This window comes from Granulicella tundricola MP5ACTX9 (assembly GCF_000178975.2).
GTDB classification, from domain to species: Bacteria; Acidobacteriota; Terriglobia; order Terriglobales; family Acidobacteriaceae; genus Edaphobacter; species Edaphobacter tundricola.
Genome location: NC_015064.1, coordinates 3002987 through 3028534, shown reverse-complemented (window position 1 = coordinate 3028534; position 25548 = coordinate 3002987). Strand labels below are relative to the sequence as shown.

General features: G+C 56.2%; 24 protein-coding genes and 1 tRNA gene. 12 read left to right on the top strand and 13 right to left on the bottom strand.

The window, feature by feature from the left end; translation table 11 throughout:
• The first annotated feature begins 185 nt into the window (after positions 1-185).
• The gene (gene pgeF, locus ACIX9_RS12950; protein ID WP_013580933.1) at positions 186-980 is read left to right on the top strand and encodes a peptidoglycan editing factor PgeF; all 795 of its coding nucleotides are present in this window, start codon (positions 186-188) and stop codon (positions 978-980) included.
• Here the strand turns inward: pgeF and ACIX9_RS12945 are convergent, their stop codons facing one another.
• The 4 genes from ACIX9_RS12945 to sppA form a co-directional block, all read right to left on the bottom strand.
• The gene (locus ACIX9_RS12945) at positions 981-2678 is read right to left on the bottom strand and encodes a hypothetical protein (protein WP_013580932.1); all 1698 of its coding nucleotides are present in this window, start codon (positions 2676-2678) and stop codon (positions 981-983) included. It lies immediately after the preceding gene.
• Positions 2666-3463, bottom strand: coding sequence for an ABC transporter ATP-binding protein (locus ACIX9_RS12940; protein WP_013580931.1), 798 nt, complete (start codon positions 3461-3463; stop codon positions 2666-2668). The genes ACIX9_RS12945 and ACIX9_RS12940 overlap by 13 nt, the downstream gene beginning before the upstream one ends.
• Before the next feature lie 75 nt (positions 3464-3538).
• Complete coding sequence (locus tag ACIX9_RS12935; RefSeq protein WP_013580930.1) at positions 3539-3865, bottom strand: HU family DNA-binding protein; 327 nt, start codon at positions 3863-3865, stop codon at positions 3539-3541.
• A 119-nt stretch (positions 3866-3984) separates the two neighbouring features.
• Positions 3985-5046: a signal peptide peptidase SppA gene (gene sppA, locus ACIX9_RS12930; RefSeq protein WP_013580929.1), complete on the bottom strand. Its 1062-nt coding sequence runs from the start codon at positions 5044-5046 to the stop codon at positions 3985-3987.
• Positions 5047-5192: 146 nt separating this feature from the next.
• Here sppA and ACIX9_RS12925 point away from each other — a divergent pair, with 146 nt between their 5' ends.
• From ACIX9_RS12925 to ACIX9_RS12915, 3 genes are read left to right on the top strand one after another with little or no spacing between them, the layout of a single operon-like run.
• A complete protein-coding gene (locus ACIX9_RS12925; protein WP_013580928.1) occupies positions 5193-6014 on the top strand; it encodes a dolichyl-phosphate beta-glucosyltransferase in 822 nt (273 codons plus the stop codon).
• A 34-nt stretch (positions 6015-6048) separates the two neighbouring features.
• The gene (locus ACIX9_RS24810) at positions 6049-7536 is read left to right on the top strand and encodes an ankyrin repeat domain-containing protein (RefSeq protein ID WP_157477537.1); all 1488 of its coding nucleotides are present in this window, start codon (positions 6049-6051) and stop codon (positions 7534-7536) included.
• A gap of 50 nt (positions 7537-7586) precedes the next feature.
• Positions 7587-8501, top strand: a complete 915-nt coding sequence (locus ACIX9_RS12915; RefSeq protein WP_013580926.1) for a proline dehydrogenase family protein — start codon at positions 7587-7589, stop codon at positions 8499-8501.
• 446 nt (positions 8502-8947) lie between these two features.
• Here ACIX9_RS12915 and ACIX9_RS12910 read toward each other — a convergent pair whose 3' ends face one another.
• The 3 genes from ACIX9_RS12910 to ACIX9_RS23860 form a co-directional block, all read right to left on the bottom strand.
• Positions 8948-9631: a DUF3106 domain-containing protein gene (locus tag ACIX9_RS12910; protein ID WP_013580925.1), complete on the bottom strand. Its 684-nt coding sequence runs from the start codon at positions 9629-9631 to the stop codon at positions 8948-8950.
• A gap of 135 nt (positions 9632-9766) precedes the next feature.
• Positions 9767-10288 carry an anti-sigma factor gene (locus tag ACIX9_RS12905; RefSeq protein ID WP_013580924.1) on the bottom strand — a complete coding sequence of 174 codons (522 nt, stop codon included), beginning with the start codon at positions 10286-10288 and terminating at the stop codon, positions 9767-9769.
• Between the two features lie 37 nt (positions 10289-10325).
• Positions 10326-11204 (bottom strand): RNA polymerase sigma factor, encoded by an 879-nt coding sequence (locus tag ACIX9_RS23860; protein ID WP_013580923.1) that lies wholly within the window; start codon positions 11202-11204, stop codon positions 10326-10328.
• 154 nt (positions 11205-11358) lie between these two features.
• Between ACIX9_RS23860 and ACIX9_RS12895 the strand changes: the two genes are divergently transcribed.
• From ACIX9_RS12895 to ACIX9_RS27740, 7 genes are all read left to right on the top strand, one after another.
• A tRNA-Val gene (locus ACIX9_RS12895) sits at positions 11359-11433 on the top strand.
• A gap of 198 nt (positions 11434-11631) precedes the next feature.
• Positions 11632-12015, top strand: coding sequence for a hypothetical protein (locus ACIX9_RS12890; RefSeq protein ID WP_041597104.1), 384 nt, complete (start codon positions 11632-11634; stop codon positions 12013-12015).
• 5 nt (positions 12016-12020) lie between these two features.
• Positions 12021-12467, top strand: coding sequence for a hypothetical protein (locus ACIX9_RS12885; protein WP_198152098.1), 447 nt, complete (start codon positions 12021-12023; stop codon positions 12465-12467).
• A gap of 74 nt (positions 12468-12541) precedes the next feature.
• Positions 12542-13321 (top strand): tyrosine-type recombinase/integrase, encoded by a 780-nt coding sequence (locus ACIX9_RS12880; protein WP_041597103.1) that lies wholly within the window; start codon positions 12542-12544, stop codon positions 13319-13321.
• 478 nt (positions 13322-13799) lie between these two features.
• Positions 13800-14396 (top strand): DUF6088 family protein, encoded by a 597-nt coding sequence (locus tag ACIX9_RS12875; protein ID WP_041597102.1) that lies wholly within the window; start codon positions 13800-13802, stop codon positions 14394-14396.
• Positions 14389-15429, top strand: a complete 1041-nt coding sequence (locus tag ACIX9_RS12870; RefSeq protein ID WP_013580920.1) for a nucleotidyl transferase AbiEii/AbiGii toxin family protein — start codon at positions 14389-14391, stop codon at positions 15427-15429. The genes ACIX9_RS12875 and ACIX9_RS12870 overlap by 8 nt, the downstream gene beginning before the upstream one ends.
• Positions 15430-15617: 188 nt before the next feature.
• The gene (locus ACIX9_RS27740; protein ID WP_013580919.1) at positions 15618-15833 is read left to right on the top strand and encodes a TrbC/VirB2 family protein; all 216 of its coding nucleotides are present in this window, start codon (positions 15618-15620) and stop codon (positions 15831-15833) included.
• A gap of 140 nt (positions 15834-15973) precedes the next feature.
• Here the strand turns inward: ACIX9_RS27740 and ACIX9_RS12860 are convergent, their stop codons facing one another.
• From ACIX9_RS12860 to ACIX9_RS12835, 6 genes are all read right to left on the bottom strand, one after another.
• Positions 15974-17311, bottom strand: coding sequence for an EH signature domain-containing protein (locus ACIX9_RS12860; RefSeq protein ID WP_013580918.1), 1338 nt, complete (start codon positions 17309-17311; stop codon positions 15974-15976).
• Positions 17308-17991 (bottom strand): OmpA/MotB family protein, encoded by a 684-nt coding sequence (locus tag ACIX9_RS12855; RefSeq protein ID WP_013580917.1) that lies wholly within the window; start codon positions 17989-17991, stop codon positions 17308-17310. Before ACIX9_RS12855 ends, ACIX9_RS12860 begins: the two co-directional genes overlap by 4 nt.
• The gene (locus ACIX9_RS12850) at positions 17991-19943 is read right to left on the bottom strand and encodes a hypothetical protein (protein ID WP_013580916.1); all 1953 of its coding nucleotides are present in this window, start codon (positions 19941-19943) and stop codon (positions 17991-17993) included. The genes ACIX9_RS12855 and ACIX9_RS12850 overlap by 1 nt, the downstream gene beginning before the upstream one ends.
• A 180-nt stretch (positions 19944-20123) precedes the next feature.
• A complete protein-coding gene (locus ACIX9_RS12845; RefSeq protein WP_049789295.1) occupies positions 20124-20882 on the bottom strand; it encodes a hypothetical protein in 759 nt (252 codons plus the stop codon).
• 322 nt (positions 20883-21204) lie between these two features.
• Positions 21205-22281, bottom strand: coding sequence for a DNA recombination protein RmuC (locus ACIX9_RS12840; RefSeq protein WP_083808444.1), 1077 nt, complete (start codon positions 22279-22281; stop codon positions 21205-21207).
• Entirely contained in the window at positions 22242-22817 is a 576-nt protein-coding gene (locus ACIX9_RS12835) for a hypothetical protein (protein ID WP_041597100.1), read from the bottom strand. Before ACIX9_RS12835 ends, ACIX9_RS12840 begins: the two co-directional genes overlap by 40 nt.
• Before the next feature lie 741 nt (positions 22818-23558).
• Between ACIX9_RS12835 and ltrA the strand changes: the two genes are divergently transcribed.
• Complete coding sequence (gene ltrA / locus ACIX9_RS12830) at positions 23559-25025, top strand: group II intron reverse transcriptase/maturase (protein ID WP_013580914.1); 1467 nt, start codon at positions 23559-23561, stop codon at positions 25023-25025.
• The last annotated feature ends 523 nt before the right edge of the window (positions 25026-25548 follow it).

Below are 25548 nucleotides of genomic sequence, written 5' to 3'. Positions count from 1 at the left end.
GTGGCCGAACTGCTTATAAACGCGGTATCTTACAGACCACCGGGTTAGGATGCAAATGCTAACAGACCGGGCGCAATATATTGCGGATTTGCGAGTTTCGCAGGCTGCCCCGACTAATAATACGCATTCGGGACAGATAGACGTTCCCATTTCGGGAAGGTTTACGCCGGGTCTACACTCTTCTCATGGTGATTCCGGTGCTGCGGGCAACAGGGTGGGACCAAATCCCGGGACTCAGACATGGCTTCAGCACGCGAATAGGCGGAGTTTCGCAGATTTACACAGGCGGACAGCAGGGAGAACTGAATCTGGGTCTCACCGCCGATGATGAACGCGACCGCGTCCTCGCAAATCGGCGGCTGCTCCTGCAGACCTTAGGCGGGGATCGATGGGACGGCGCCGAGATTAAGACAGTCCGGCAGATTCACTCGGCTCGCATCGAGCGCGTGGACGCGGCTTACACTCCGGGTAGCGTGGAGGCCGACGGCCTCATCACCAACCAACCCGGAGTCATGCTGGGTATCCTTGCAGCAGACTGCGTGCCAGTGCTGGTCGCGGATGTGCAGCGGGGAATCGCAGGAGCCTTCCATGCCGGATGGCGAGGCACCGCCGCCAGAATCGTCGAGATCGGCGTCGCCCAAATGGTGGACGAGCTTGGCGCAAAAGTGGGGGATTTGGTCGCGGCGGTCGGACCATCCATCGGAAGCTGCTGTTATGAGGTCGGCCCGGACCTGCAGAAGACCTTCAGCCAGGAGTTCGAGTACGGCTCGGAGCTCTTCTCGCGCGGAACCCACCTCGACCTCTGGGAGGCCAACCGCCGCCAGTTGCTCGCCGCCGGTCTCGCCCCGGAGCAGATCACCGTCATCGGGGAATGTACGGCCTGCTCTCGGATAAACGGCGCTCGAAAGTACTTCTCCCACCGGGCCGAAGCTGGCTTCACCGGCCGCGGGATGGGCATCATCGGCTTCGATCCAGCCTGATCAGGACGCCTTGCAGAGCTCTTCCAGGATGATCTCGCGGTGCGTGTACGCCATGGCATCCACACGATTCAGTCCAGCCGCGTAGAGTGCAATCGCTCCCGCCGCAAGCGCCAACAAAGCCGGAATCGGCAGCCACGGCAGTTCCAGCGCCTTGCCCAGAAGGTAAAGTCCCGCGCCAATCCCTGCCGCAATCAGCATGAACCCGATGCTGATCAGCGCACTCATCTGCGACGCCTGCTTCCGCGCCAGCTTGCTCGGGTCCATCTTCTTGGGGGAGGTCAGCGAGCGCATATTGCCGATCGTCACGTTCGCAAACGTCGCAAACACCAGCCAGCAGACCGTCTCGATGGCGATCAGAGCAGGCGGCGGCCCGGAGGTAAAAAATAGCAGCGCATAGATCAGCACCAGTTGCAGTGCCGCCAGCCCAAAGGCAAAGATGTTCTTGGCAATGAACACGCTCCGCATCCGGATCGGCGCCAGGAAATATCCCTGCACCCCCGCCGCATCCAGCCCCAGAGCGTTATAGCTTAGGGTGGAGATTCCGAGAAAGCTGTAAACCACAGCAGCCGGAAACGTAAAACCGGTCCGGCCAAAGCTTCCCGCGCGCCCGGCGAAGACGAAGACCATCGCAATGGGCACCAGCAGCCCATAGTACTGCGCCGCATTCCGCCGCAGGTAGATGAACTCCTTCTGGAGGCACGCCGCCACGATCGGCGACAAGCCATAAGTCCGAACCGGAGCAGGCGTCTCAACCACTATATGGGAGCCTCTCGGCGCGGCTTCCGGGCTCACGTTCGCTTCGGAAAGATTCTCGCCTCCAAACTCGAACTGCATCCGCCAGGCAAACACCGCCAGGAAGAACGCCCCAAACAACCCAATCCCCAGAATCTGAATCACCGCCAGCGATGGGCTGTGCAGCGTCTGATCCAGGATCGCCGCGGCAGCCAGGCCCGGCGGCAGATGCATCAGCAACGGTGATGCCGCCTGGTAAAGATGCTCCACCCGCGCAAGCTTCGCCGCCTGCGCCGCCGCCTGCCCCGCGCGAGATGTGTGCCCGCCAATTCCGTTGAAGGTCACATTGATGTACTGGAACACCACCGTTCCCAGCAGGATCAGCCCCGTCATCGCCTCCCGCGCACGTCGCGTGGAGAGCCACCGATCCACCCACGCAAACACCATCCGCACGAAGAACATATTCGTCACGGCCAGCGCAATCGCCGCCGCAAACGCAATCACCCCCAGCTCCGGCCGCGCCACCGAAACACCCACAGCCGCACCCAGCAGCGCACACGTCCCCGCAATCGTGGAAGCGCTCAGCAGCCCCAGAAACAGCCGGATCACCAGGTATCGCGGAAAGCTGAGAGGGAAGCGGATCAGCGATTCGGGGTCGAAGCTCAGCCCCGGCGGCGCAATGTTGATGCTCACCACCACCTGCAGTAGAAAGATCACCCAGAAGACCACCGCCATCAGCTCGACGTGGCTCTCCGAGATCGCGTAATAAGACCCGAACGTAGCCCCCGCCACCGGCCCCGCCAGAAACAGCAGCGAGATCGGATAAATAATGATCTTCGCCGCCAGCTCCCCGATCCCTTCCTTACGCCGGAAGGTATTGGCGAACAGCCGCCAACGCAGATACGCCACAGCCTTGAACTGCGCGGAAGCCGGAACCGGCGGCAGGCGCTCGGTTAGCCCAGCCATGAAAGCTCCTGCTCCGGCGGCGCAACGCCGGTCGTCCCCAGCACATTCAGGAAGATCTCCTCGAGCGTCGCCTTCTCCGTCCGTCCGGACTCAGGATGCTGCGCCTGCACACCCGCCCGCAGCTCCTCCAGCGACCCCTGCGCCACCAGCGATCCCTTCTGGATGATCGCCACATGCGTGCAAAGCCGCTCCACAATCTCCAGCACATGCGAGGTAAGAAAGATCGTCGCCCCACGCGCAATCATGCCCTGCAGCATCGACTTCAGCGTACCCGCCGCAATCGCATCCACACCCTCAAACGGCTCATCCAGAAACAGAACCTTGGGCCCATGAATCACCGCTGCGGAGAGCGCCAGCTTCTTCTGCATTCCGTGGGAAAAGTCCGTAATCAGCTTCTTGCTGTCGCCCGTGAGGCTCATAAAATCCAGCAGTTCAGCCGAGCGCTGCGCCGTCACCCCGGCGTCCAGCCCATACATCTGCCCTACAAAGCGGAGGTATTCAGGAGCGGTCAGCCGCCCAAACAGCGCCAGCCCCTCCGGCACCACGCCGATATGGCGCTTCAGCTCCACCGTCTCAGCGGTCAATGACTCGCCCAGGATCTGGATCGACCCGGAGCTCGGAGCCAGAAGGCCGGTCAGCATCTTGATCGTGGTGGATTTACCCGCGCCGTTAGGCCCCAGGAATCCAAAAAACTGACCCGGGGCGACGCTGAGATTGACATCCCGTACGGCGGTAAACTCGCCGAAGCTCCGGGTAAGGGCAGTGGTCTGAACAGCAGGGATCATGTGGGTATCAGCATACGAGAGATTTGCCCCCGCGCACCAAAAAACAACGAACCCAGCAACAGCCCATCACACCGTTCACATTGGTGGCGGATGATGCGCGTTTACCGCCGCGCCATTCAGCAAGCCCTTGGGGTTGACCAGGTCGCGAAGCTCTTTGGACGGCTTGAAGAAAGGAACCTTCTTCGCCGGAACATCCACCTTCGCACCCGTCTTTGGGTTGCGCCCGATGCGTGAGTTGCGCTGACGCGTGCGGAAGCTGCCGAAGCCGCGAATCTCAATCTTGTCGCCAGACTTTAGCGCACCGATCACGGAGTCGAAGAGCAGATCGACGATCACTTCGCCGTCGCGTCGTGTCAGATCGCCCAGGGAAGTTACTTTGTCGACAAGGTCTGCTTTGGTCAAGGGGAATCTCCTCATTCCGGCTAGAGCTTTGTTTTCTCTAAGCTGTATGAAATGAGATACGCACGAAGGGCCGGAATTGTCTCCGGCCCCGGTGGAAAAATGAGAAGTTTACTGTTTGTTTACTTCCACATAAAGTAAAAACCCGGTGCGTGGTCCAGCAGCTTCGTCGGATTCGGGAACAGGTCGTCGCCTTCCCCGGACAGCAACCCTGCCAAACCCTTCTTCGCACTGTTCGGCTTCACGATCGCCGGCTCGCCACTGATGCCGACGTCATGCGCTGTATCCATCAGCGCCACCCGGAACCCGCCAATCTTGTCGATCAGCCCCAGCGGCAGACTCTGCTCGCCCGTCCATACCTGCCCCGTAGCCAGCGGCTGGATCTTCTCAGTCGAGGTATGCCGGCCCGCCGCCACATCCCGCACAAACTGCCCGTACATATTGTCGGTTAGCGCCTGGAAGTAGGCCGCTTCCTTCGGCGTCATATCGCGAGAAGGATCGCCAGCATCCTTCAACTCGCCCGCGTGGATCACCACCGGCTTCAACTTCGCCCACTTCATCAGGTCACCGTAGTTGGTCCACTCCATGATCACGCCGATGGACCCAACCACCGAAGCCTGGTTCGCGTAGATCTTGTCGCAAGCGCTGGCGATGTAATAAGCCCCGGACGCTCCAACCGACTCCACCGAAGCCACAATCTTCTTATGCTTCTCCTGCCGCACCCGCAGAACCTCGTGATAGATCTCCTGGGACGCCGCCGCGCCGCCGCCGGGCGAGTTGATGTGCAAAATAATCGCCTTCACGGACGAGTCGTCGCCAAACTTGCGAAGCTGCGAATCCACCTTATCCGCATCCAGAATCACCCCATCTATATCAATGACGGCAATCTCGCTGGTGGCAAACGTGGTCGTAGCGGTCGTATCTCCCCCCAGCGACTTCGCCGCAGACCATACGATCGCCCCAAACAGCCCAACCACCACCACAATGGAGCCCAGAATGATCGAAGGCCAGAACCAAGCCGAACGCGGCGGCCGCGCCGGATATCCATAAGGATTCGCATAACCCCCGGCATTCCCATACGGAGAGCCGAAGGCAGGCTGCTGCGGCGGAAACGCCGAGGCCTGGTTCTGAGGAACGTAAGGAGGTTGCGGCGGTGGGGGCGCTTGATTCAGGTCGTCCGGCATGGTGCGAGTGTAGCAGCGCGGAACGGCAGAAGGATATTTGGGCCTTCGGGGTATGTTCATACGTCTAAAGATTCAAGTATGATGAAGCGCGGCGGCGGGCCACTGAGAAGTTTTTTCGTAGCGGAATCGTTGAGAAAGGTTTCACAATGTCTCATCCCATGTTGAGTATCGTCATCCCGGCTTATAACGAGAGCGCCCGCATTGAAGCCGCGCTGGAGCGGGTTATGACCTGCATCGATGAGCAGGGCTGGGATGCAGAGGTCCTCGTCGTCGACGATGGTTCTAAAGACGATACGGGCGAGATCGTCCAGCATTGGATGGAATCATTCCCCCGCCTTCATCTCATCCGCAACCCCGGAAACCGCGGCAAGGGATTCTCAGTCCGTAACGGCCTCCTCCAGGCCGCCGGCGATATCGTCATGTTTACGGACGCCGACCTTTCCGCGCCCATGGAAGAAGCGAACCGCCTCATGGCTGCTATCGCCGCCGGAGCGGACGTCGCCATTGGCTCCCGCTGGATGGACCGCCAACGCCAGACCATCCACCAGCCCCTCTACCGCCAGTTCTTCGGCCGCTGTTTCAACTTCATCACCCGCACCGTCATGGGCCTCCCATTCAAGGATACCCAGTGCGGCTTCAAGGCCTTCCGCCGCCCCGCCGCGCAGGTCATCTTCCGCCTCCAGAGCATCGAGCGCTGGGGCTTCGACCCCGAAATCCTCTTCATCGCACGCAAGCTGAAGTACTCCATCATGGAAGTCCCGGTCACCTGGGGCCACGACGAACGCAGCCGCATGTCCTACCTCAAGGACGGCATGAAGATGCTGGAAGAGATGGGCGTTATCCGCTACAACTCCCTCGCCGGCCGCTACGACGCCGCCATCGCCGCCATGAAGGACACCAGCGGCATGGTCACAGCCCCTGAGCCAGCCGTAAAGAACGTGGTCAAGCTCCCCTCGCACTTGCAATAATTAAGCGTCGAATATCAGATTTCCCGGAGGCTGATTGCGACATAATCGCCTAAAGCGGCTGATGATCTGCATCTGCCTCTTAGGGCAAGCGAAGCCATCTGTTCATGCACAAACAATTGACGCGATCCCTTCAACTCACGCAGCGATGTTCTATCCGCCCATTGCACGTGTTGCAAAGATCTCAGGTGATGTTGAAATCACCTATCGGATCGACAGCGCAGGGCAGATAACGGACGTAAACAGCGTCTCTGATCCCGAAATCCTGCGAAAAGCGGCTGTCGATCAGGTCAAAAGTTGGCGTTTCAAATCCGACGGCGGCGTTGGCCAGCGAGCTGTTGTCTTCCATTTCAAACTGACAGCCCCTGATCTTGAGGATACAAGCGGCAACTCGACCACTCACGTTCTCACAACGGGCGGGGAAGTCGAAGTATCGAGTGGAGCTGGCTCCGATGTCAGCCGGGAAGGATGCCCGCTTCCTCCGCAACGAGTCCCCACGAACGGCCAGACCCCGCGAGACTTTGTCGAAACCGGCTGGCCCTTATTAAGAGTCGAAGCATCCGGAAAAGTCTGGTGGAATCCTCCCGGAGAATGGGACGCCCCAGACTGGAATAAAGCCACAAAGTCCGAGATCCCCAGTCAATCCGCGCGAGCGCTGATTGAACGCTTCAGAACCGAAGCCTTCTGGCGCTTGTGCACTTCTTACTCGCGAAATGTGACGGAAACTCCTACCAACTTCCTGCGCGTCTCTTTGGGCGGCCTGGAAAAGGATGTGAACGTGCATGGGATCGAGGGTCTCGCTTCCTTTGACGATCTGTTTCAGGCAATCCATGAGGCGACCAACTCTCATCAATGGCGTGTCGGTGATCCAAAGACCGAGCAGATGGGAGACATGGGGGCCGATGTCTGGCTTCCCAAGCCTGGACGCACGAAGCTAATGGCCTCAGCCCACTTCGGGAAACTGGAAGACGTTCAGACTGCCCTCGACTCAGGCGACTCCGTAAACAGCCACGATGAGAGCGGTTGGACTCCACTTATGTACGCTGTCGGCGGGTATCAGACCGCTAAGGTCGTTGAGTTTCTGCTCGCTAAAGGGGCAGACGTACAAGCGGCCGGACTCCATGGAGAAACGGTACTCATGTTTGCCGCGCTTCGCGGAGACGCAGACCAGGAACTGATCGCGGCGGGTGCCAGGGTCAACGCCCGGACAAGCCGAGGAGCAACGGCGCTAATGCTATTAGCCCAAAAAGCAGAGACGGACGACCTCAAGGTTCTTCTCCGCGCTGGCGCGGATGCGCGAATGAAAGATTCTGAGGGCCTCACCGCCGCAGACTATCTCATGGCCGCGAGCTGCGGACGAAGTCTCGTCTCAACTGACACACATCCATGGATGACGGTCGGCTATGGAAGCTGCAACGCGTTGAACGCCGATGAAGTGCTTTCAACGGCATCACTCCTGAGAGCAGAAGGTGTGGTGGCGACGAAACACTGGACCGTGGCAGGAGACCTGGAAGCAACTCCATAGGAAGCCACCACCATGAGAAAATCAAAGGGTTGTCACAGGAGTTGTCCAGGGTGCTTCGTTCTTTCTTTATCTCCATGTCGCAGAACAAGAGTCTGCGTGCCTTCTCTGAAAAGTCCGCGGTAGGCAAGAAGCTTTCCAGCCGTTTCGTCGCAGGCATGACCGTCGCCGCCGCCCTTGAGGCAGCCGAGCAGATGAACCGTGAAGGCCTCGCCGTCTCGCTCGACTCCCTCGGCGAAAGCGTCATGGATGAAGCCCACGCCCACGCCAGCGCCGCCATCTATCATGAGGTCCTGGACGCGATCCAGCAGCGCGGACTCAACGCCAACGTCAGCGTCAAGCTCACCCAGATGGGCATGGACCTGGACCCCTCGCTCGCGGAAAGCATCGTCGCCGGCATGATCATCCACGCCGAGGAAGCCAACACCTTCGTCCGCATCGACATGGAGGGTTCCGAATACACGGAAGCCACCATCCAGATGACCGAGCGCCTCAACGCACGCTGGCCCGGCCGCGTCGGCACCGTCCTTCAGGCCTATCTCTACCGCACCGCAGACGATGCCCAGCGCCTGGTCGAGCAGGGAATCCGCATCCGCCTCTGCAAAGGGGCCTATAAGGAGCCGGCAGAGATCGCTTTCCCGGAAAAATCCGACGTCGACGAAAACTACGAGCGCCTGATGCTCTACTTGTCCACCAGCGGAGTTTTCTGCGGCATGGCCACCCACGATGAGACCATCATTGACACCATGCGCCGCTTCGTCGAAGCCAAGGGCCTGCCCAAAGCGAACTTTGAGTTCCAGATGCTCTACGGCATCCGCCGCGACCTCCAGCGCAAACTCGCCGCGGAAGGTTACGGCGTCCGTATCTACATCCCGTTCGGCGCTGAGTGGTACCCCTACTTCATGCGCCGCCTCGCGGAACGTCCCGCCAACGTCCTCTTCCTGGCCAAGAACTTCTTCAAACGCTAGCTCCTGTAAAACAATCCCGTGATCTCAGGCCCTAAGGGGGTGAAGATCACGGGAGAGTCCTTACAAATTCCACCGTCCGCTATCCGTCCTGCTCACGTTTGCGCCGGTTCCGTCTTGCTGCATCCTGATAAGCCTATGTTTAAGAACCACTTACAACTATTTTCACGGAAAAAGCCAGCAAATTAGCTTGTCAAGTCCCCACGGGCGCAAAAAATAGGCTAACTAACACATTCAAATAAGCTTATACGCCAAAAATAAATGGCGTATTCCCCCCATTCAAGTTGATAAAATAGAAGTAGAAGATAAAGCGTGCCATGAGCAGGCTGCTTCCAGCGGAACACCTTACCCCCGAACAACTGAAAGAGGTCCAGATGGCGACCAGACCAAGTCCAGACCTAAATCGTATGGAATGAAGACTTTAGCATAAAGAGGGGGGAGAGGGGGTACTACTGAGGAGGTCCATAAGGCTGCGGATATGGGGTTGCCGGGTATGGTGCCACTCGCCGCGGTTGCAGCAGTAGGTTGGGCGGAACCGCCAGAAGATTATTCAGGGTCCCACGCTCCTGATCGTTGAACTGTCCGCGAATCTGCGGAGAGTTAAGGTAGCTCTGGCGTTGCGGCTCCGGCATATTCTGCAGACTGCGGTACGCCCTGGCAACTGCCATGCGTCGATCCGGCGGAAGGCTCCCAAGCTGCTGGGAAGCGCTCCGAACCTGCTGTCGCTGATCAGGATTAAGCCGCTCCATCGCCTCGGTCCGGGCGATCGTGCGCTGTCTTTGCTCCGGCGTCATGCCGTTAAGTTGGGTCAGACGCTCATGCATTCTCGCCTGTTGATCAGGTTGAAGCTGCCGGAAGCCCGGTTCCATCTCCAGCGCACGCTGCTGCTGCGCCAGGGGAAGGTTGCTATGGGATTGCATCCACTCTGACAGGTGCGGCCGGTTTTGCTGCCCGGGCCCAAACGCCCGCTGCTGGTTCATCGGAGCCCGCTGCTGCATCATCGGCGGCTGCCGCACGATGGGGGCCGGCCCGCGGTTCTGAGCAAACCCAAAGCCGCCCGCCAGAAGCAGCCCGAGGGCAGGGAGCTGCCTTTGCCAGGCTGATGCACGGCGGGTTGTCGAGAAACGTTTCATACTCGGGCAGGCTATCGGAGGCAGACGTACAAGCGATGGTTCAAGTTGCATTCAGTGTGTTCGAGGAGGGGTGGCCTGAGTCTCTTGAGGCCCTCATGGCCACCTTCTTCGACGAGTTTATCGCAGCAATCCTTATCAGTTTGCCGGCTGGACCGGGGTGCCGGAATCATCCGTAGGCTGGTTATCCTCATCCTGCTGTAGTTGATCGAGTTGCTCAAACGCCTGCTCGTTCCGATCCAGGATCTGCAGGTCATTGATGGTCGCAGAGGCCTGCGCCGGCTGCTGGTGGGATGCGTTGTAGTTGAGCCCGGCAAAGCTGCCGCCGCCTACAATCAGTGCCAATGAGAGTGCGCCGATCATGGCCGGACGGAACTGACGCCCAGTATTGAGCTGCAGACGAGTCATGACGGACTCAAACCAGCCCATCTTCGGAGCAGCCTGCTCTTCGCGCAGACGGACCTGCATCTTCTGGTCGAAGTAGGGCGAGGGTTCAGGCGCAGTCCACGTATCCAGCACCGCAAAGGTCTGCTGGAAGGAGAGATACTCCTCCGTGCAGGGGGGGCACTCCTTCAAATGAGCCACCGCCGCAAGGCTGGGCTTGGCTCCAGGCGTCAGGATCAGGTCGGGCAGTTCGTTTTGGAAATCAGTGCAGTTCATAGTTGTTCTCCTTCAGGCTCCGTGAAAGGGGGAGTCTTTATACAAAGTCCTTAAGCTTGTCGCGTAGCGTCTGGTAAGCGCGGAAGAGGAGCGATTTCGTGGCCGATTCGGACAGCTTCAACACCTCGCCGATCTGCTTGTAGTCCATGCCTTCATACTTGTGCATCAGCACCGCCATCTGCTGCCGCTCAGGCAGCGATATCACATGAGCCCGAATCGCTTCCATACGCTCCCGGCGGAGAATCCCGGCCTCGGCTCCAGGAGTGCTATCCGCCACATCCGGCGAGGTGCCCGTCTCAGAGTCTGGCTCATCCAGATAGACGGTGGCGGCGGAACGTTCGTGCCGGGTGTCCCGGGCATGATTGACGCCCAGATTCGTCGCGATGCGATAGAGCCATGTGCTGAATCGAGCCTCGGCACGGTAGGTCTCGCGTGAACGGTAGACGCGAAGGAAGACTTCCTGCGCAAGCTCTTCAGCGACAGCCTGATTGTGCGTCATCCGGAACATGAAATGAATGATCGGTTTCCGATACTTCACCATCAAAAAGTCGAACGCCGCCATATTGCCGGCCTTGAGTTCGAGCATGATGGCGGCATCGTCAAGCTCACCGAAGTTGCCGTTTGTATGAAGACCAGCTTGCCGAGCCTCGGCATCTGCAAGCCCTTCCAGGTTCGTCGGATTGAGCGCCAGAGTACTCATATCCTCTGTAACCCCATCTTCGCCCGCGGGTTGCGCGAAATCGTCGGATTCTGCGGACTTTGACTCGCCGTCCTCATCAGCTTCCGGGCCAAGGTCGTCAGAAAGCTCTTCAGCCTCCTCCGGCTCATCGGCCAAGTGCTCCCTGGATGCCTGACGGCCCTCACTCCCAGCCGCTGTGCGGACTACTGGCCGAATTGGAAGATCAGAACCGGGCATGCCTGCGCATATTGTACTGCGCCATGAACTTAGGTAGGACGCCTTGGTAAGGAGACGGGCAGGGATGAAAAAGCCCTCGTACCCTCCACTTCGGCCGTGTCGATGATATTCTGCATTAGTCGATGTGCTGCTTGCAGCGCTCAACCTCCCTTTGGGGCTCATAACTCAGCGGTAGAGTGCCACCTTCACACGGTGGAAGTCGTAGGTTCGAATCCTGCTGGGCCCACCATAAAATCAACAACTTAGCGCAATCCGGTTTAGGTCGTACGTCATGCGTACGCATAGAGCATCGGAAACCCCCACCACCCCGGATCTCCTGTCCTGTGTGCCCGGTGGTCTACCCCTCAGTGCATGAGCCATTTTGAGCAGTTGGGTAGAGGGTGCATTTCGTCTTTCTACTTCGCCCTGTCTTCGCTATAGTTGAGCAATGAATGAAGAGCGGCCATTGATAGCCGTTGCGGTGAAATCAATTGGGCGCGATTTCTATCCCGGTATGCTGGGAGGACATCCACATAACGCGATAATCGTCGGGCGGTCAACAAACCGAGATGCTTCATTCGAGTTTCAGACTGGATTTTTGAGCGGCATAGCCTTTGCGAAGTGCCAGCAGTTGGAGAAGCACGGTTTCACGGCGGTTGAAGCTCCAGAAAATTGGCGATATGGGTACTACAACGAGCCTGGTGGCTGGCAGCACGCATTGGCTACCGAGCCGAGTGATGACGAGCTATTGACGGCATTGGACGCGCTATATCTTCGGGGCATGATTACGGAAAGCCTCTTCGCGGGAGCACGACAGCAACCCGTACCATGACAGCGATGGCGAATATCCAAATCACTGCAAAGGGACATGACCATGTTCACGGCATCGGTCAGCCCATCCTGCCGAACATCGTGATTCAGGGCGATCAAATCAATACTCATGGTCCAGTTGGAGCCGTAGGACGTAATTCTATCGGTACGATCAACTATCAGCAGCAATGGGCCGGGGTATTGAATCAGGTCAGTCTATCGCAAGTTGCAATCGAACTAGAGTCACTCCGGACCGAGTTGGTGAAGACGGCGAAGGTCCCTGCTGATTTCCAACAACTAGGACTGATCGCTGAAGCCGAGCAACACGCGGAGAAGCAAGACGGGACTAAGGTCATGGAAGTGTTATCAAAGGCCGGGAGAAGTTTGTTAGATTTCGCAAAGGCGCTAGTTTCGAGCCAGTGGAGGGCCGGGATGTTCGCCTCGGGAGCGCCGAACTCCTGGATGAGCCCGTAGAACGTCTGTCTAGTCGGGCCAACCCGAACGGTTAGGGTGCCATCGCCCGAGACGGCTTGTTTATCCGCAGCGTGATGCACTTGCTGTATGAGTGCGCCACACGCTGGGAGCTCTTCACCGAGCAAAGGAACCCCATCGCCCTTGTTCGTGTTGAGGGCGGCGCCAAGCGCCGGCAGCGCCCCATGATCCTAACTGTGGAACAATTTGAACTGGTCGTTGCGACACTGCGTGAGCCGTATCGCACGATGGTCCAGATCGCCCAATGCCTCGGTCTTCGCGTAAGTGAGATCGCGGCGCTTCAGTGGGACGACTTCGATTTTGAAAAGAATCAGCTCCTCGTTCAGCGCAGCTTTGTGAGCGGGCGGATCGATGACGTCAAAACTGAATATTCCCAGGACTATGTTCCGTTGCATCCGTCCCTGACCAAGATCGTCTTGGCTTGGAGCAAGCAGGCCGTTCCCACCGCAAAAGGGTGGGTCTCTGCGAACCGGATGACGAACCGACCGTATCACCCGACCGAGATCCAGAAGCGGCATCTTCGCCCTTCGGGATGCTGTGTGGTCGCGTGTCCAACGTGCGGCGCGGCGCCGGGTGTGTGGTGCTGGCAAGGTGAGCCCACAGCAAACAGCAAGCGAGCTCTCATTCACGACACACGCAAGATCGAGGCGGGGAAGCTAGGAGAGATTCGGTTGGCACACGTTCCGCCACACGTACCGTTCGTGGCTGGACGAGACCGGGGTTCCGATGAAGGTGCAGCAGGAATTGATGCGTCATGCCTATATCCTAACGACGATGAATATCTAAGGACAGGCGATGTCGTTATCGAAGCGGGAAGCGAATGGAAACGTCGTTGAAATGGTGCTCAAGCCAGTTGCAGCGAGCGCCTAAAATCAGCGATTTTCTTATTGGGAGTTTCTAGGAGTTTGTCTCAAGAGTCCCATCCTTGTAAAGGATTCAAAGGATTGGTTGCGGGGGTAGGATTTGAACCTACGACCTTTGGGTTATGAGTGACCTGAATAACGCGTAAGTTGTTGACTTTACGGTACTAATGGCGACTCAAAAGTACGGAAAAGTACGCTTCGGACAGGCTACTGGGAGTGCATCGGGAGTGAATCTCGACCGTTGGGTTTTGTCAGATTTTGTGACCAACAGTCGGCTCGACTGTTGGGGTTTCGCCAAGCGGAATACCGTGTGGGCACGTTGGCGTAAACGAATTCGTTTCAACCGTTTGCATCGCAGATTCGCACTCCCAATCGACTCCCAATGACGGGAGTGAAATCGCATGTTCAAAAGTGTCAGAAGTGGATATAATACTTCTGACAGAGGTGGAATGTGGAGCGATTGGTGGAGTCGATATTGCAGCGAGTGACAGCCCTCCCAGAGGGTGCGCCGGTCAGCGCCAAGATGCTGCTGCATCTCGGAACGCGACCCGCTATTGACCAATCTCTCTCCCGGCTCGCTCGCCGAGGACGGCTGCTCAGAGCTGGGCGAGGAGTGTATGTCTCGCCGGTTGTCACTCGTTTCGGGAGCAGTGCCCCTCTGGCGGAGAGGCTGATCGAAGAGCTGTCCGCACAGCGGGGCGAGACGATTGTTCCTTCCCCCGCGACATCGGCGAATGCGCTGGGCCTGACGACACAGGTTCCCGTCCGAACGATCTATCTGACCTCCGGGAAAACCCGGAAGTTAACACTCGGAAAGCAAGTCATCGAACTCCAGCACGCCCCATCCTGGCAACTGACCTTTGCCAAGGAACCCGCTGGCGAGATCGTCCGTGCGCTTGCATGGGCTGGCCCCGAGAGAGTGGACGAGGTTCTGAAAGAGATCGAGAGCAAGGTTCCAAAGGGTGACCTCAAAAAGGTCAATCAACATATCTCCTTATTCCCCGGATGGCTGGCGACAGCGTTGAGCCGGAGTGCTTTCTATGTCTGAGAACTTTCTCCAACTAAGCGAGAAGGACAAGGTGGCGGTGCTGCGTACCGCCACCTCTTCCTCAGGTCGCTCAGGCCCGCTGTTGGAAAAAGATGTTTGGGTCGTTTGGGCGCTTTCGACGTTGTTTGAGTCCCCGCTCGGAAACCATCTGGTCTTCAAAGGTGGAACCGCTCTGTCAAAGGCGTACAAAGCCATCCGCCGATTCTCAGAAGACGTAGACCTCACCTATGACATTCGGGCTCTCGCACCTGAACTGGTTGCGAAAGCTCCGCAAGGATTCGACGCGATCCCACCGACGAGAAGCCAGGAAAAGAAGTGGTCAGATGAGATCCGTAAGGAGCTTCTACCCGCGTGGTTACGCGACCACGCGCATCCGATTGTGGAAGCAGCGATGGCGGGCTTATCTGGGGTAAGGAGCCGCGTGACCGACGGCTGTATCTTTATCGACTACGAACCTCTCATCGCTCCCTCCAGATACGCTCTGCCAAGCGTGATGCTGGAATTTGGAGCAAGATCCACTGGCGAACCGAGCAGTGTTCGCCCGGTCCAGTGCGACATGCAGGACTTCATCCAAGACGTTTCCTTCCCACTGGCGAACCCGAGAGTCATGGAGATCGAGCGTATTTTCTGGGAGAAGGCTACGGCGGCCCATGTGTATTGTGTGCAGGGCGAAGCTGGGCTTAGCCAGCGCTTTTCTCGACACTTCCATGATCTGACTCGTCTGCATCAAGAGGGATATCTGCCAAGTGCGATTGCGGCACGAGAAGTCGCGGAGGCCGTCGCCGTCCACAAAAACGCTTTCTTTGCGGAAAAGGATGCGAATGGTAATCGCATTGACTATCTTGAAGTAGTTCGCGGTGGCATCACATTGGTGCCCACCGGGAATGCCTACGATGCTCTACGCGTAGATTATCGGCGCATGGTTCAAGAAGGCCTGTTTGTCGAAGAGCCTGAGTCATTTGAACAGACGATGACCAACTGCGCTCTCATACAGGAAGAGCTAAATCTTTCGCCAAGAGACCCCAACTCTTAAAGCCACGCCTGCACCGATCTCCGCGAAACGCCAACGAAGACCACAATCGTCTTTTGACTCTCCGCGATTCCGGGGTTCTTATGCGCGACGCGCATAAGAACGAACGCGAAAGTCATTGGACTTAGAGCGATAGCTCGCCGTAGGTTTGCGCCATACCCGACGAACTCAAGTCGGATGGAGGTGCAAACATGAAGACGCTTCATCGTGCAGCCCGAGTTGAGAGGCCAAACCTTCGGCCTTCTTTCTCGGGTTTTTTACTGCTCACCCTTCTCCTGTTTCCACTGGCGGCTCACGCTCAAACCGGGAGTTCGCCTTTTGACACAGGTCTCACATCCATTCAGACGCTCTTCACCGGGACGATCGCCAAGGTGAGCAGCCTGATTGCGATTGTGTTGGGCGGGTAAGCGTTTCGCATCCGGTATATCTAGGACTTCACTGGGCCAACTCCTACGACTGCCCAAATCAACGTCGTGAGGGCCAATTAGGCGTAGGCCATCGCTATCGGCCAAAACTTCCAATGTTCCATACTGTGCGAGTCGGATCGTCATGATGCTCTAATACCTATTTGCGCAAGGGTGCTCCGCACTTTGCTTTGCCAATTGTTCATATGGCTGAAGCTGATGGCCAGACCCTCCTCCGACTTGAGTTCGCGGAGCCGGAATTCACTGCGATTAATGTCGCCAATTCTTTCGAGAAAGCGTCCATAGTAGAAAATTCTTGCTTTTCCCACATTGCTAAACTCAGCTACGATGAAATCCTCGTTGGCCCCTTTGAAGCGCATGAGAAAACAACTGATCGACTGATTTTCTTGGATTCTGCAGTGGTGCACTCGTTCCAAGGAAAGCGAAGTGTGCAGCCTCTGCAGGTCAGTGGGACATAGCGCTACCACTGAATCGACTACCTGATCGACATACCGGAGCCAGAAATCCTTACGGCCGTGGGGGTCCCGACCCTCGGGCAAAACACTTCGGAAGAAGAACACCAGATCTTTCGTGGCGCGCCACGTCCTGAACTTTCGGAGAGCTGCTGCGTCGACCCCATTCCATTTCGGGAGGTTGTGCGGTAGGCGTGGATCACCAAGACGTGGGCTATCCAGAACAAACGCCTCGATACGCTTTCGAAAAGAATCATTCTTATCTGCATGGGGTGAAAGAATCAGAGTGCCTGCTCCGGCCTGAAAAGTAGACATCTGAACCAAAGGTAGTTGTAGGGTTGCCAGGAGGTCGTCCAACTGGCCCACCCGCCCGCTAGAGATCTCAGTCAATATGTGATTGACGTATGCAGTCAGCACTGCGGAAGCCAGGGGTGTGGTCGTTGGCACGCCCCACAGCGCCAACGTTTCCGTCAAGGATGCCTGTTCGACTGATATCTGACGACTCAGGAAGACGTCAGCGCTGGCGCTGAATATAGAAGTGGCTTTCTCCTTGTAGCGTTGAAGCAATGGGGTGAAGCCGGCTTGTTGGTCCGCTAGGATTCGGAGCATTTGTTCAAACAATTCATGTTCCGCATGAGTACCCCAACTACCGAAGTACACTTGGCTCAAAATCAAGAGATTTGGCTTTACTGCGCGGGACCGAACACGCTCTGCCAGTTGGGATCGGAATCGAGCATTTAAAAGCATCTGATTGTTCCAAGCCAAGAGGCGAATCTCTCTCGGCTCAAAGCGATCCAAATTTTGCTTTTCCGCATGGAAACGAGCGATTAGCTTTTCGATTCGTGCCGGATCAGGCGGGCGCGTAGACGCGGCCTGCGCCTTCATCTTTGTCACAGCAGCGTCGAGGGGCCGCAGTTCGAATACGGGGTCGCAATTCTTGGAAAGCGAAGTCAGGCTGATGTCGCGTGGGAGTGCGGCTAGACCTTGAAGTGCCTCAAGCAATCTCATTTGTGAAGGTCCGCCTTGATCTCTTGTGCAGCATCCTGCATCGCGTTCGAGCGCACCCTGATGCGAAAAATCACCCGTCGGAGGTTCGGATTATTTTCGGGTCCGCCTTGATGGATCGCTTGCTGTTCGCCCCTACCGCTTGCGGACAACCGATCCAAAAAGAATTCTCTTTCCGGGATGTGGTCCGGTCCAGAGAGGTCTCGAAGAGACTCTTCTACAACTTTCATCGAGCGCTCCTGGCTCAGGATCAGATTTTGAGCCTCCCCTTGTTCTTCTGAGCTACCCGCAGCCCTTTGTCGATCGGTGTAGCCCTCAACAATCAAAGAGTCGACATCGTTCCGGAAATCGCTTACGAGCATTTTAGAGATTGGAGGTATGTACTTCGCGAGAAACGCCTTCCCTCCATCTTTCAAATCCGACTTGCCGGTCTCGAAGTTCATGAGGCCTTCCGGCACAATAATCACAACGGCGTCCCCGTCCTTTTTGATGTTCTGTTGGTCAAGATTCGCTTCCTTCAACTGTTGTTGCAACTCGGAGAGGAGTTTATCTTTAACGCTTTCTTGCCGTTCCTCCTGTTCGTGGACGAAAGCCAAAAACAGCAGGATAAAGATTACGACAAGAGAGGACATCAGATCGGTGAACGAACTCGAAAGGTGATCATGTTTCTCGCGGGATCGCATTACTCGGCTCCGGCTTGAAGCGCCTTACTGAACACTGATGTCAACTCTTCAAGCTGACGTTCAAGCTCCTGAATCTGACTCTGAAGCACGCGAGAAATCTCGGGCAGATAGTCGTTCGAATGTTTCACGATTACGCTGAAGTTGCTCTCAACTGTCTGCACGTACTCGCGCATCCCGGTGTTGATCTTTGTGAGGAGGGTTTCGATTTGAGTATCAAGAGTGCCAAAGACTGTCTTGGCTTCGTTTAGGGAGCGGTTGTATTGGTCGAGGATGCCTTGATTTCCAGCGCTGGTCTGCTTCAATTCTTCTACAATTTGCCTGCTAAGTGCAACGACCTCAGCCTGACGGCGTTGCGTGTCGTCGCTGTTTCGAGCTACTACCGTCAAGGCTGTTGTGTACCCTTCGACTTGTCTGGCCGCCGATTCCATGGACTTGAGCGCAGTCGCGTTCCTGTCCAGCACATCGGCCAGCAAACTCTTTGCTTCAAGGAGGCTCTGACCGGCTGCCTTAAACTCCCCACTTCTGGCCTCGATTGACTCCAGGAGGGTCGTTAGTTGTTGACTTGTAGCTTCGGTCCACGCGCCACTCTTTGCTATCAATGCATCTGCCGAACTCTGGCTTCCTTGAGCTGCATTACTGACAGTACGAATCATCGTTTCCGAGACATCTTCAACTTTTCTCGACAGATCCGCAATCACGTTCGTCAAAGCCCCTGCGATGTTTTGCAGGTTCGAACTTGCGTTCTTACCCATCTCCTCAATCAGGCCGTGCATGAGTTGTCGAAGAGCCTCTGCTTGATCCTGACTTGCCTTTGCTTGGTGGTCGGAGGACGTGTTTGCTGCATCAACCAGATTCGAGAGAGCCGAACGCGTGAGTTCAAATTGCGCGTTCATCTGTAATAGCATTTGTGACGTTCCGGATAGTGTCTCTTGTACAGCTGCAAATTCGGAGTGGGCTGAACCCGTCAACTGCTCGTGAAAGCGCGAGCCCATGTCGGACAACGCATTCGTGATTGAAGTCTCCAAAGTCGTGACAAGCGACCTGAATTCGCCCACAACAGAATCTTGTTTCTGTGATTCGAGGCGTTCTAGAGCACCTTCCATCTTTTGGATGGCCGGGAGGAGTTGCTTCGTGAGTTGCTCCGCTAGATCGAACGACAGACTCGGCAGTATCGTCTGTTGGAACGCTCCCGTGAGTTGCCCCACCAGATCACTGCTGATGTTCGATAGAGAAACAGATTGGCTCAGCGCCTCTTTGCGGATGTCAATAAGCACTCGCTCTTGGGTGAGCCGGGGGAAGACTCTGTCGAACCTCCCGCAGACTTTGGAGTAGAGCCTTTCGAATCTCGTAGCGAAAAGGAAACGCTCGGCTAAGACAAAGATGAGGCTTGACCCAAGCGCGAGTACCGAAGTGAAAAATTTGCCCGAGAGTGCATTGATCAGATCAGAAAGGCCAAGAACGGCTTTATCTGTGTAGCGTAGGTCGGCAAGCCCGAGCAAAAGTGCGCTAAATGTACCCAAAAGGCCCAAGGCCGTAAGAATGCCGGGCACTGCTTGGTGAGAAACGTCCGCGTAATCCTCGAACAGTTCCTCGGAACTGAACAGGTCCCTTGCTGCGTCTGAAACGAACCAACGATCTTCCGATAGCGGCGAATTTAAAGGAAGGAGAGAGCCTTCGATCGAATTCCACCAATCCTTTGCATGCTCGTTGGAGCTTTGGAAGGCCGACCGCAGCAGATTTATTCGGTCAAGAGGTAAGCCGTCGATGCGCTCTTCGCTGCTAGCAGCAGGCACTGAGTCCAGCACAGCGAGGATCGCCCGGTTCGCCTTGTGAACTTTCATTGCCTGCCAGATCATTCTGACAAGGAAAGCTATCCATAACGCGACGATAAGCGCCGCAAACCCACGGAGGAAAGGGGACAACGAGTGGACAATGTGCAGGAAGATTGGCAAGGCATTCCTCAGCCATGGGCACTCCCGAACGCAACCGCACCTCAGTCCGTTGTCGGAAACCCTCCCACGGGAAAACTCTCAAATGTTGGAACATATCTACTCTACTCTGGGAGGCTGCCTTTGGGGCACAATTCGCTCCAGAAGAAAAAAACATCCCAAATCGCCCCACCCTGCCGAGGTTTAGCGCGTTTCCGCTTGTTGTTGCTTCCTGATTTGATCCGCACGACGCTTGATTCCCACCTTTGGGTTGATCGCCAGCGCTGAATCGTATTCGGTTAAGGCGGTCGTCAGATCGCCTATGGCTTCCCAGCATTGCCCTTGGAGTTTCTTCAGCGTCGCTTTCCGCTGAACATCAGTTTCTGGAATTTGCGGTGATATCCGATCCAAACTTTTGAGCAAGCGATGTGCCAGTCCTTCTTCCAATTGGCCGTCATCGCTTTTGATCGCGAAATCTACTGCCATCATTACCGTGCTGTAGTCACCCTTCGAAAGGCGGGCCTCTTGCCACTCTTCCGCATCCAGGAACGTCCCATCCCAACGGTATGAAAACAGTCCGAGCTTCGAGTACCCCAATTGGATAACGCCGTCTGCTGGAAATGCGTAGAAGTCCGCCCAACCGGATGCGGGAATCCAAGAAGCAACTTCCACTCCGGTTCTCAGATTGAAGATCGTCAGCTTTGAGCCGTCATCTCCTTCATAGGCATTCGCAGTCTGGCACGCTGCGGTGCTCCCATCGACTGAGAGCCCGTTGTTGAAGAGGTTAGCTTCGAACTGGCGTTTCACGAGAGGTTTCCCCGAGCAATCAAAGGCCAAGAAGACACCTTGAAGACCACCCCCAAATCCCCAGTCGTTCAAGATGAAGCTCCCATCATTGGCTATCTTGCCGTCGTTTGGACGAGCGACGGCACCTTGAGCGATGACATCCTTACCGGCCAGCACGATATATTTTCCTTTGCCTTGGGATCTAGCCCCACCTTGAGAACCCGATTCGTTCGCGTCCCTCCAAGCCAGTGTGTACCTCTGGTCGGGAGATCGGACGCATTCTCCAAAGAAATTTCGTTCAGGTATGTCTATGAACTCAGTTTTTGGCACGGTCCACACAACCGACGATTTGATGGGTTCTTCAGCCGAAAGCTGTTTACGGATTACTGACCCGGAATGTGTTTGAAACGGAGGGCGTTTGTGAAGCAGCCAATCGAACAGTCCCATAGCTTAGGTATCAACTCTCGTCAAAATACACCGCCAGCGGTGTGCCAAACCATCAATCCTCGATCTCGTCTTCGTCGCTCGTGGCAGCAATGGAGAGATGTTCAGGATCTTCGGTTTGCTCAATGTCTTCATCGTCGGCACCGGCAGCCTTTAGGAGATTTGCGACTTCTCCCAGAACTTTTTTGCTTTTCCCAAGTGACGACGTGTTCCGCGCTCCCAAAGCCGTTAGGTTAAGTGATCGCTTCGCTATCTGATTCTCAACTCTCCGCTTACTACTACCGAACGCTTCGTTTACAGAGTCTAAAGCGAGACTCAACTTCGCAAAGTCCGCGAGGAACTTAACAATTTCGCCATTTAATTTTGAACCTTCATGCGCAATTCGCTGGGCGTTTTGAGCGATCTTCTGTTCATTCCATCCGAATTGGACAACCTTCAGAAGCCCAATCAATGTCCCTGGGGTAGCTACAAGAACTTTCCTTTTAAGCGCTTCCTCCATGAACGTTGGTTCTTTTTCTAGTGTCATCGACAGAAATGACTCATTTGGCAAGAACATCACGACAAAGTCGGGACTGTCAGCCACTCTCTGCATGTAATCAGTTTTTGCTAAATCTGCGACGTGCTTCTTCACCGAACGGCCGTGGTTCACTAGAGCCGCTTGTCTTTCGTCATCGCTGGAAGCTTCGATGTAGCTCAGGAAGTGAACAATAGGTGTCTTTGAATCCACCGTGATCTTCCTTCCTCCCGGCATCCGCACGATCATATCCGGTCTCAAAGCTTCATCATCCGAGGTGAGAGATGTCTCCTGGAACTCGACATCGCAGTGCTCCTCCATACCCGCCAGTTCTACGCAGATTTTGAGCTGAACCTCGCCCCATCGCCCTCTCACGTTAGGCCTCTTTAGAGCGTCTTTGAGGGCACCGGCTTGTCTAGCAACTTCGACGGCAGATGCAACCGAACTACGAAGTTGTTCGTCGATTGACCCGAATGCTGTCGCACGAGTCGCCTCCATCTCTCGCGCTGCATCACCAACTGCCTTGATGCCTTCCTCTATTGGTTTTACGAGGTTCTTTATCTCCTCTCGCCTTTTATCTAAATCCCCGGACGCACTTTGATGTTGAAGAGCCAACACGCGCTTGCGGTCTCTAAAAACTTCTCACCGTTGTCCTTGAGTGCATCTGCGGAGAGTTCCGCAAATTGCGCCTTAAAAGCCGCCGCAGTTTCGGTGAATTGCTTCCGTTCCTCTTTTAGGGACGCTTCGCGTTCCGCGATTGCGGAAGCCATGGTAGCCTTCTCGATTTCCAGATCAGTCACCGATTTCCTGACCTTTTCAGCTTCTTCAGTCAGAGAAATTACTTGGCTCCTCAAATCTCCGATAGCGTCGTCGCGATCAGCTAAAGAAGAGGTTGCAGCAGAATGTTTTTCCGTTAGTTCCAAAATCGTTGAACGATCTTCTTCGGCCCTTGCAATCAATTCAGTTACTCGACCGGCAACGCTTCGCAGACCCGCGATTTCGATTTCAAGCTGTTGTCGAGCCGCATCGAGCTGCGCTGCGCGGACTTTCTCTGAGGCCGCTTCAGAAGCGGAAAAGCTCAGTCGGGGTTTGATCAAGACGTAAACTGCCAAGCCACCTGCAAGTAGGGCGATCACGATCCACAGAGCTTCCATATGAAAAGGAAGTATATGTCTTGTCCGGCAATTTCCCAACGGGCTGTTACGGCTATCTAGAGGGAGGAGGAGTCCTCCCTATCTGCGGCCAAGTGCTGGCCTCCGCTACCCACCTCAGCGGGCCTGTTCCTGCCGTGCGACTTGAGGCTATTTGAATGATTGTTCAACACGAAAGGAGTGAGCTGAACCTGCGGTTCCGTCCGCAGTAGCCTATCGACATCGGCGTAGCTGGTAACGGCTGGGTCGAAAGCTGTCGAGACAACGAGCCTCTGTCTTGCGACAAGGAGAAGCCCGCGAGGGACTCTCTGCCACTGCCAGCGTCAAGGCGGTGGGAGGCGCCAGGCTGAATGATATGTCCAACGAAAGTGAACCACCGCAGGCATCGTAACGGCCGAGGAGCCAAAGGCGCTGACAGGCTCTAGCCAAAAGGCACGCAGCCGGTTGCTCCACCGGTAGGGATGGAGCACACGGACACAAGGGCTGCCGGTGTAGAGGTGGGGGCTAAGTCATTCGTGTCATTCAAATGGAACAAGGTAAGCCCGTTATCTCGCCCCTCGGGGCAGGTGTTGCCGCAAGGCACGCTGTCGGGGTAGCGGGTAAAGGATGCTGGAAAAAGCAAATGCCGCTCTGTAATGGAGCGGATAGGAGTTGCTACATCACTCCGCTGCGAAAGCAGGCAGACTTCCAGTTGGTCGTGGTTGACGAGAGAACTTACAGAATCTTCGCAGGAGGAAATCGCAAATGAACGTGGAGCAATCTATGTGTGCAGCCTCCGGCCCTGAATCGCAATGGGAACAGATCGATTGGTCTCAATGTGAGCAGAAGGTCAGGAGACTGCAAGCGCGTATCTTCAAGGCAACACAGGAAGGCCGCCACGGCAAGGTGAAAGCCTTGCAATGGCTGCTGACCCACTCGTTCTACGGTCGAGCGTTGGCCGTGAAACGAGTGACGCACAATCAGGGCAAGAATACGCCTGGAGTGGACGGAGCAATCTGGCGCACTCCGGCGTCCAGGTACAAGGCCATCGGCACACTGCGACGGCGCGGGTATTTTCCGCTACCGTTGCGGCGTGTCTATATCCCGAAGTCCAATGGGAAGCTGAGACCGCTGGGAATCCCCACGATGAAGGACCGCGCTATGCAGGCTCTTTACCTGCTCGCGCTGCTCCCCGTAGCGGAGACGACTGCCGATCCCAACTCCTATGGCTTTCGACCGAAACGCTCGACCGCCGATGCCATCGAGCAGTGCTTCACGGTGCTGGCTCGCAAGATCAGCCCGCCGTGGGTTCTTGAGGGCGACATCCGTGGCTGCTTCGACAACATCAGTCACGCGTGGATGCTCGACCATATCCCCTCGGATAAAGAGGTGCTGCGGAAATGGTTGAAGGCGGGCTACATGGAAAATCGAGCACTGTTTCCGACGGAGGCAGGTACACCGCAAGGCGGAATCATTTCGCCGACGCTGGCGAACCTTACACTGGATGGGTTGGAGCGGCTTCTCAAGAAGACCTTTCGTAGAAGGGAAATCCGAGGAAAACGCTATAACCTGATGGTGAACTTCGTACGTTATGCGGATGACTTCATCATCACCGGATGCTCGAAAGAGCTACTGGAAAATGAAGTCAAACCTCTGGTCGAGCGGTTCATGCTCGAACGAGGCTTGCAGCTCTCACCCGAGAAAACTTGCATCACGCATATCGAACAGGGCTTCGACTTCCTTGGACAAAACCTGCGTAAGTATGGCGGCAAGCTCCTGATTAAACCCTCCAAGAAGAACCTGCACGCCTTCATGGAAAAGGTACGTGGCGAGATTCGCTCGAATCGCGCCACGAAACAGGAGCACTTGATCGGGCAGCTCAATCCGGTTATCCGTGGTTGGGCTTATTATCACCGCCACATCGAAGCGGGTTCGACGTTTTGGAAGGTCAAGAATGACCTCTGGCACCTGCTCTGGCGATGGGCGAAGCGCAGACATCCGAATAAGAACTCTGCCTGGATCGTAAATCGATACTGGCACTGGTCTGCGGGATGTTCATGGTGCTTCGCCACCGTGACTGCCTCCAACGCGCAACGTTCGCGCTCGTATGAGGTTCGGTTGGTAAATCCATCCGATATCCCCATCAAGCGCTACGTGAAAGTGAAATCGGATGCTAACCCGTTCGATCCGCACTGGCGCGCCTACTTCGAGTCTCGCAAGAGGTTCAGGTAAGGCAGTCATCATCGCAACCCTTGTGCGTTCTGTTCAATCGGCTCTGCTCACGCAGGGCTTACACACGGCTTGAGCCGGATGATGGGAAACCATCCAGTCCGGTTCTTAGGGGAGGGAGCGGCAGCGATGCCGCTTCCTTACCCGACCGCAACGCCGACCCTGATTTCCTGAAAAGCAAAAGCAAAAGCAAAGGCAACAGCAAAAGCCGCTAAGGGGAGTGAGTGTACCGGGACATGCGTTACGCTGTGGACCTGAGACATCCGTTACAAGCCCCTTGCGGCGGCCATGATTTCGAGTTGAGGAGGTATGAGAAGAAAACTATCTAGTCGTCGAGGCCGTGGGAATGTGGGAATCCCGAAGGGATTTCCAAAGAGTGCGGGAAGGGTGGGAAGCCGGCTCCTTGGCTTTCCATGCTTTCCATACTCTGTCATTTCCATGGCCTGCTTTTCGCCCGGGCGGCGCTGGGTTTACAGCTACAACAGCCAGCGCAATGGGGCTACTCGCAAGGACTGTTCGTCGTGAT

Bases quoted from the DNA above. Each gene is read 5' to 3' on its own strand.
- sppA (WP_013580929.1), bottom strand. From the start codon at position 5,046: ATGCCGGACGACCTGAATCAAGCGCCCCCACCGCCGCAACCTCCTTAC.
- ACIX9_RS12885 (WP_198152098.1), top strand. From the start codon at position 12,021: ATGGCGAATATCCAAATCACTGCAAAGGGACATGACCATGTTCACGGC.
- pgeF (WP_013580933.1), top strand. From the start codon at position 186: ATGGTGATTCCGGTGCTGCGGGCAACAGGGTGGGACCAAATCCCGGGA.
- ACIX9_RS12890 (WP_041597104.1), top strand. From the start codon at position 11,632: ATGAATGAAGAGCGGCCATTGATAGCCGTTGCGGTGAAATCAATTGGG.
- ACIX9_RS27740 (WP_013580919.1), top strand. From the start codon at position 15,618: ATGAAGACGCTTCATCGTGCAGCCCGAGTTGAGAGGCCAAACCTTCGG.
- ACIX9_RS12925 (WP_013580928.1), top strand. From the start codon at position 5,193: ATGTCTCATCCCATGTTGAGTATCGTCATCCCGGCTTATAACGAGAGC.
- ACIX9_RS12855 (WP_013580917.1), bottom strand. From the start codon at position 17,991: ATGCGATCCCGCGAGAAACATGATCACCTTTCGAGTTCGTTCACCGAT.
- ACIX9_RS12905 (WP_013580924.1), bottom strand. From the start codon at position 10,288: ATGAACTGCACTGATTTCCAAAACGAACTGCCCGACCTGATCCTGACG.
- ACIX9_RS12835 (WP_041597100.1), bottom strand. From the start codon at position 22,817: ATGGAAGCTCTGTGGATCGTGATCGCCCTACTTGCAGGTGGCTTGGCA.
- ACIX9_RS23860 (WP_013580923.1), bottom strand. From the start codon at position 11,204: ATGCCCGGTTCTGATCTTCCAATTCGGCCAGTAGTCCGCACAGCGGCT.
- ACIX9_RS12945 (WP_013580932.1), bottom strand. From the start codon at position 2,678: ATGGCTGGGCTAACCGAGCGCCTGCCGCCGGTTCCGGCTTCCGCGCAG.
- ACIX9_RS12940 (WP_013580931.1), bottom strand. From the start codon at position 3,463: ATGATCCCTGCTGTTCAGACCACTGCCCTTACCCGGAGCTTCGGCGAG.
- ACIX9_RS12880 (WP_041597103.1), top strand. From the start codon at position 12,542: ATGCACTTGCTGTATGAGTGCGCCACACGCTGGGAGCTCTTCACCGAG.
- ACIX9_RS12870 (WP_013580920.1), top strand. From the start codon at position 14,389: ATGTCTGAGAACTTTCTCCAACTAAGCGAGAAGGACAAGGTGGCGGTG.
- ACIX9_RS12860 (WP_013580918.1), bottom strand. From the start codon at position 17,311: ATGAGATTGCTTGAGGCACTTCAAGGTCTAGCCGCACTCCCACGCGAC.
- ltrA (WP_013580914.1), top strand. From the start codon at position 23,559: ATGAACGTGGAGCAATCTATGTGTGCAGCCTCCGGCCCTGAATCGCAA.
- ACIX9_RS12910 (WP_013580925.1), bottom strand. From the start codon at position 9,631: ATGAAACGTTTCTCGACAACCCGCCGTGCATCAGCCTGGCAAAGGCAG.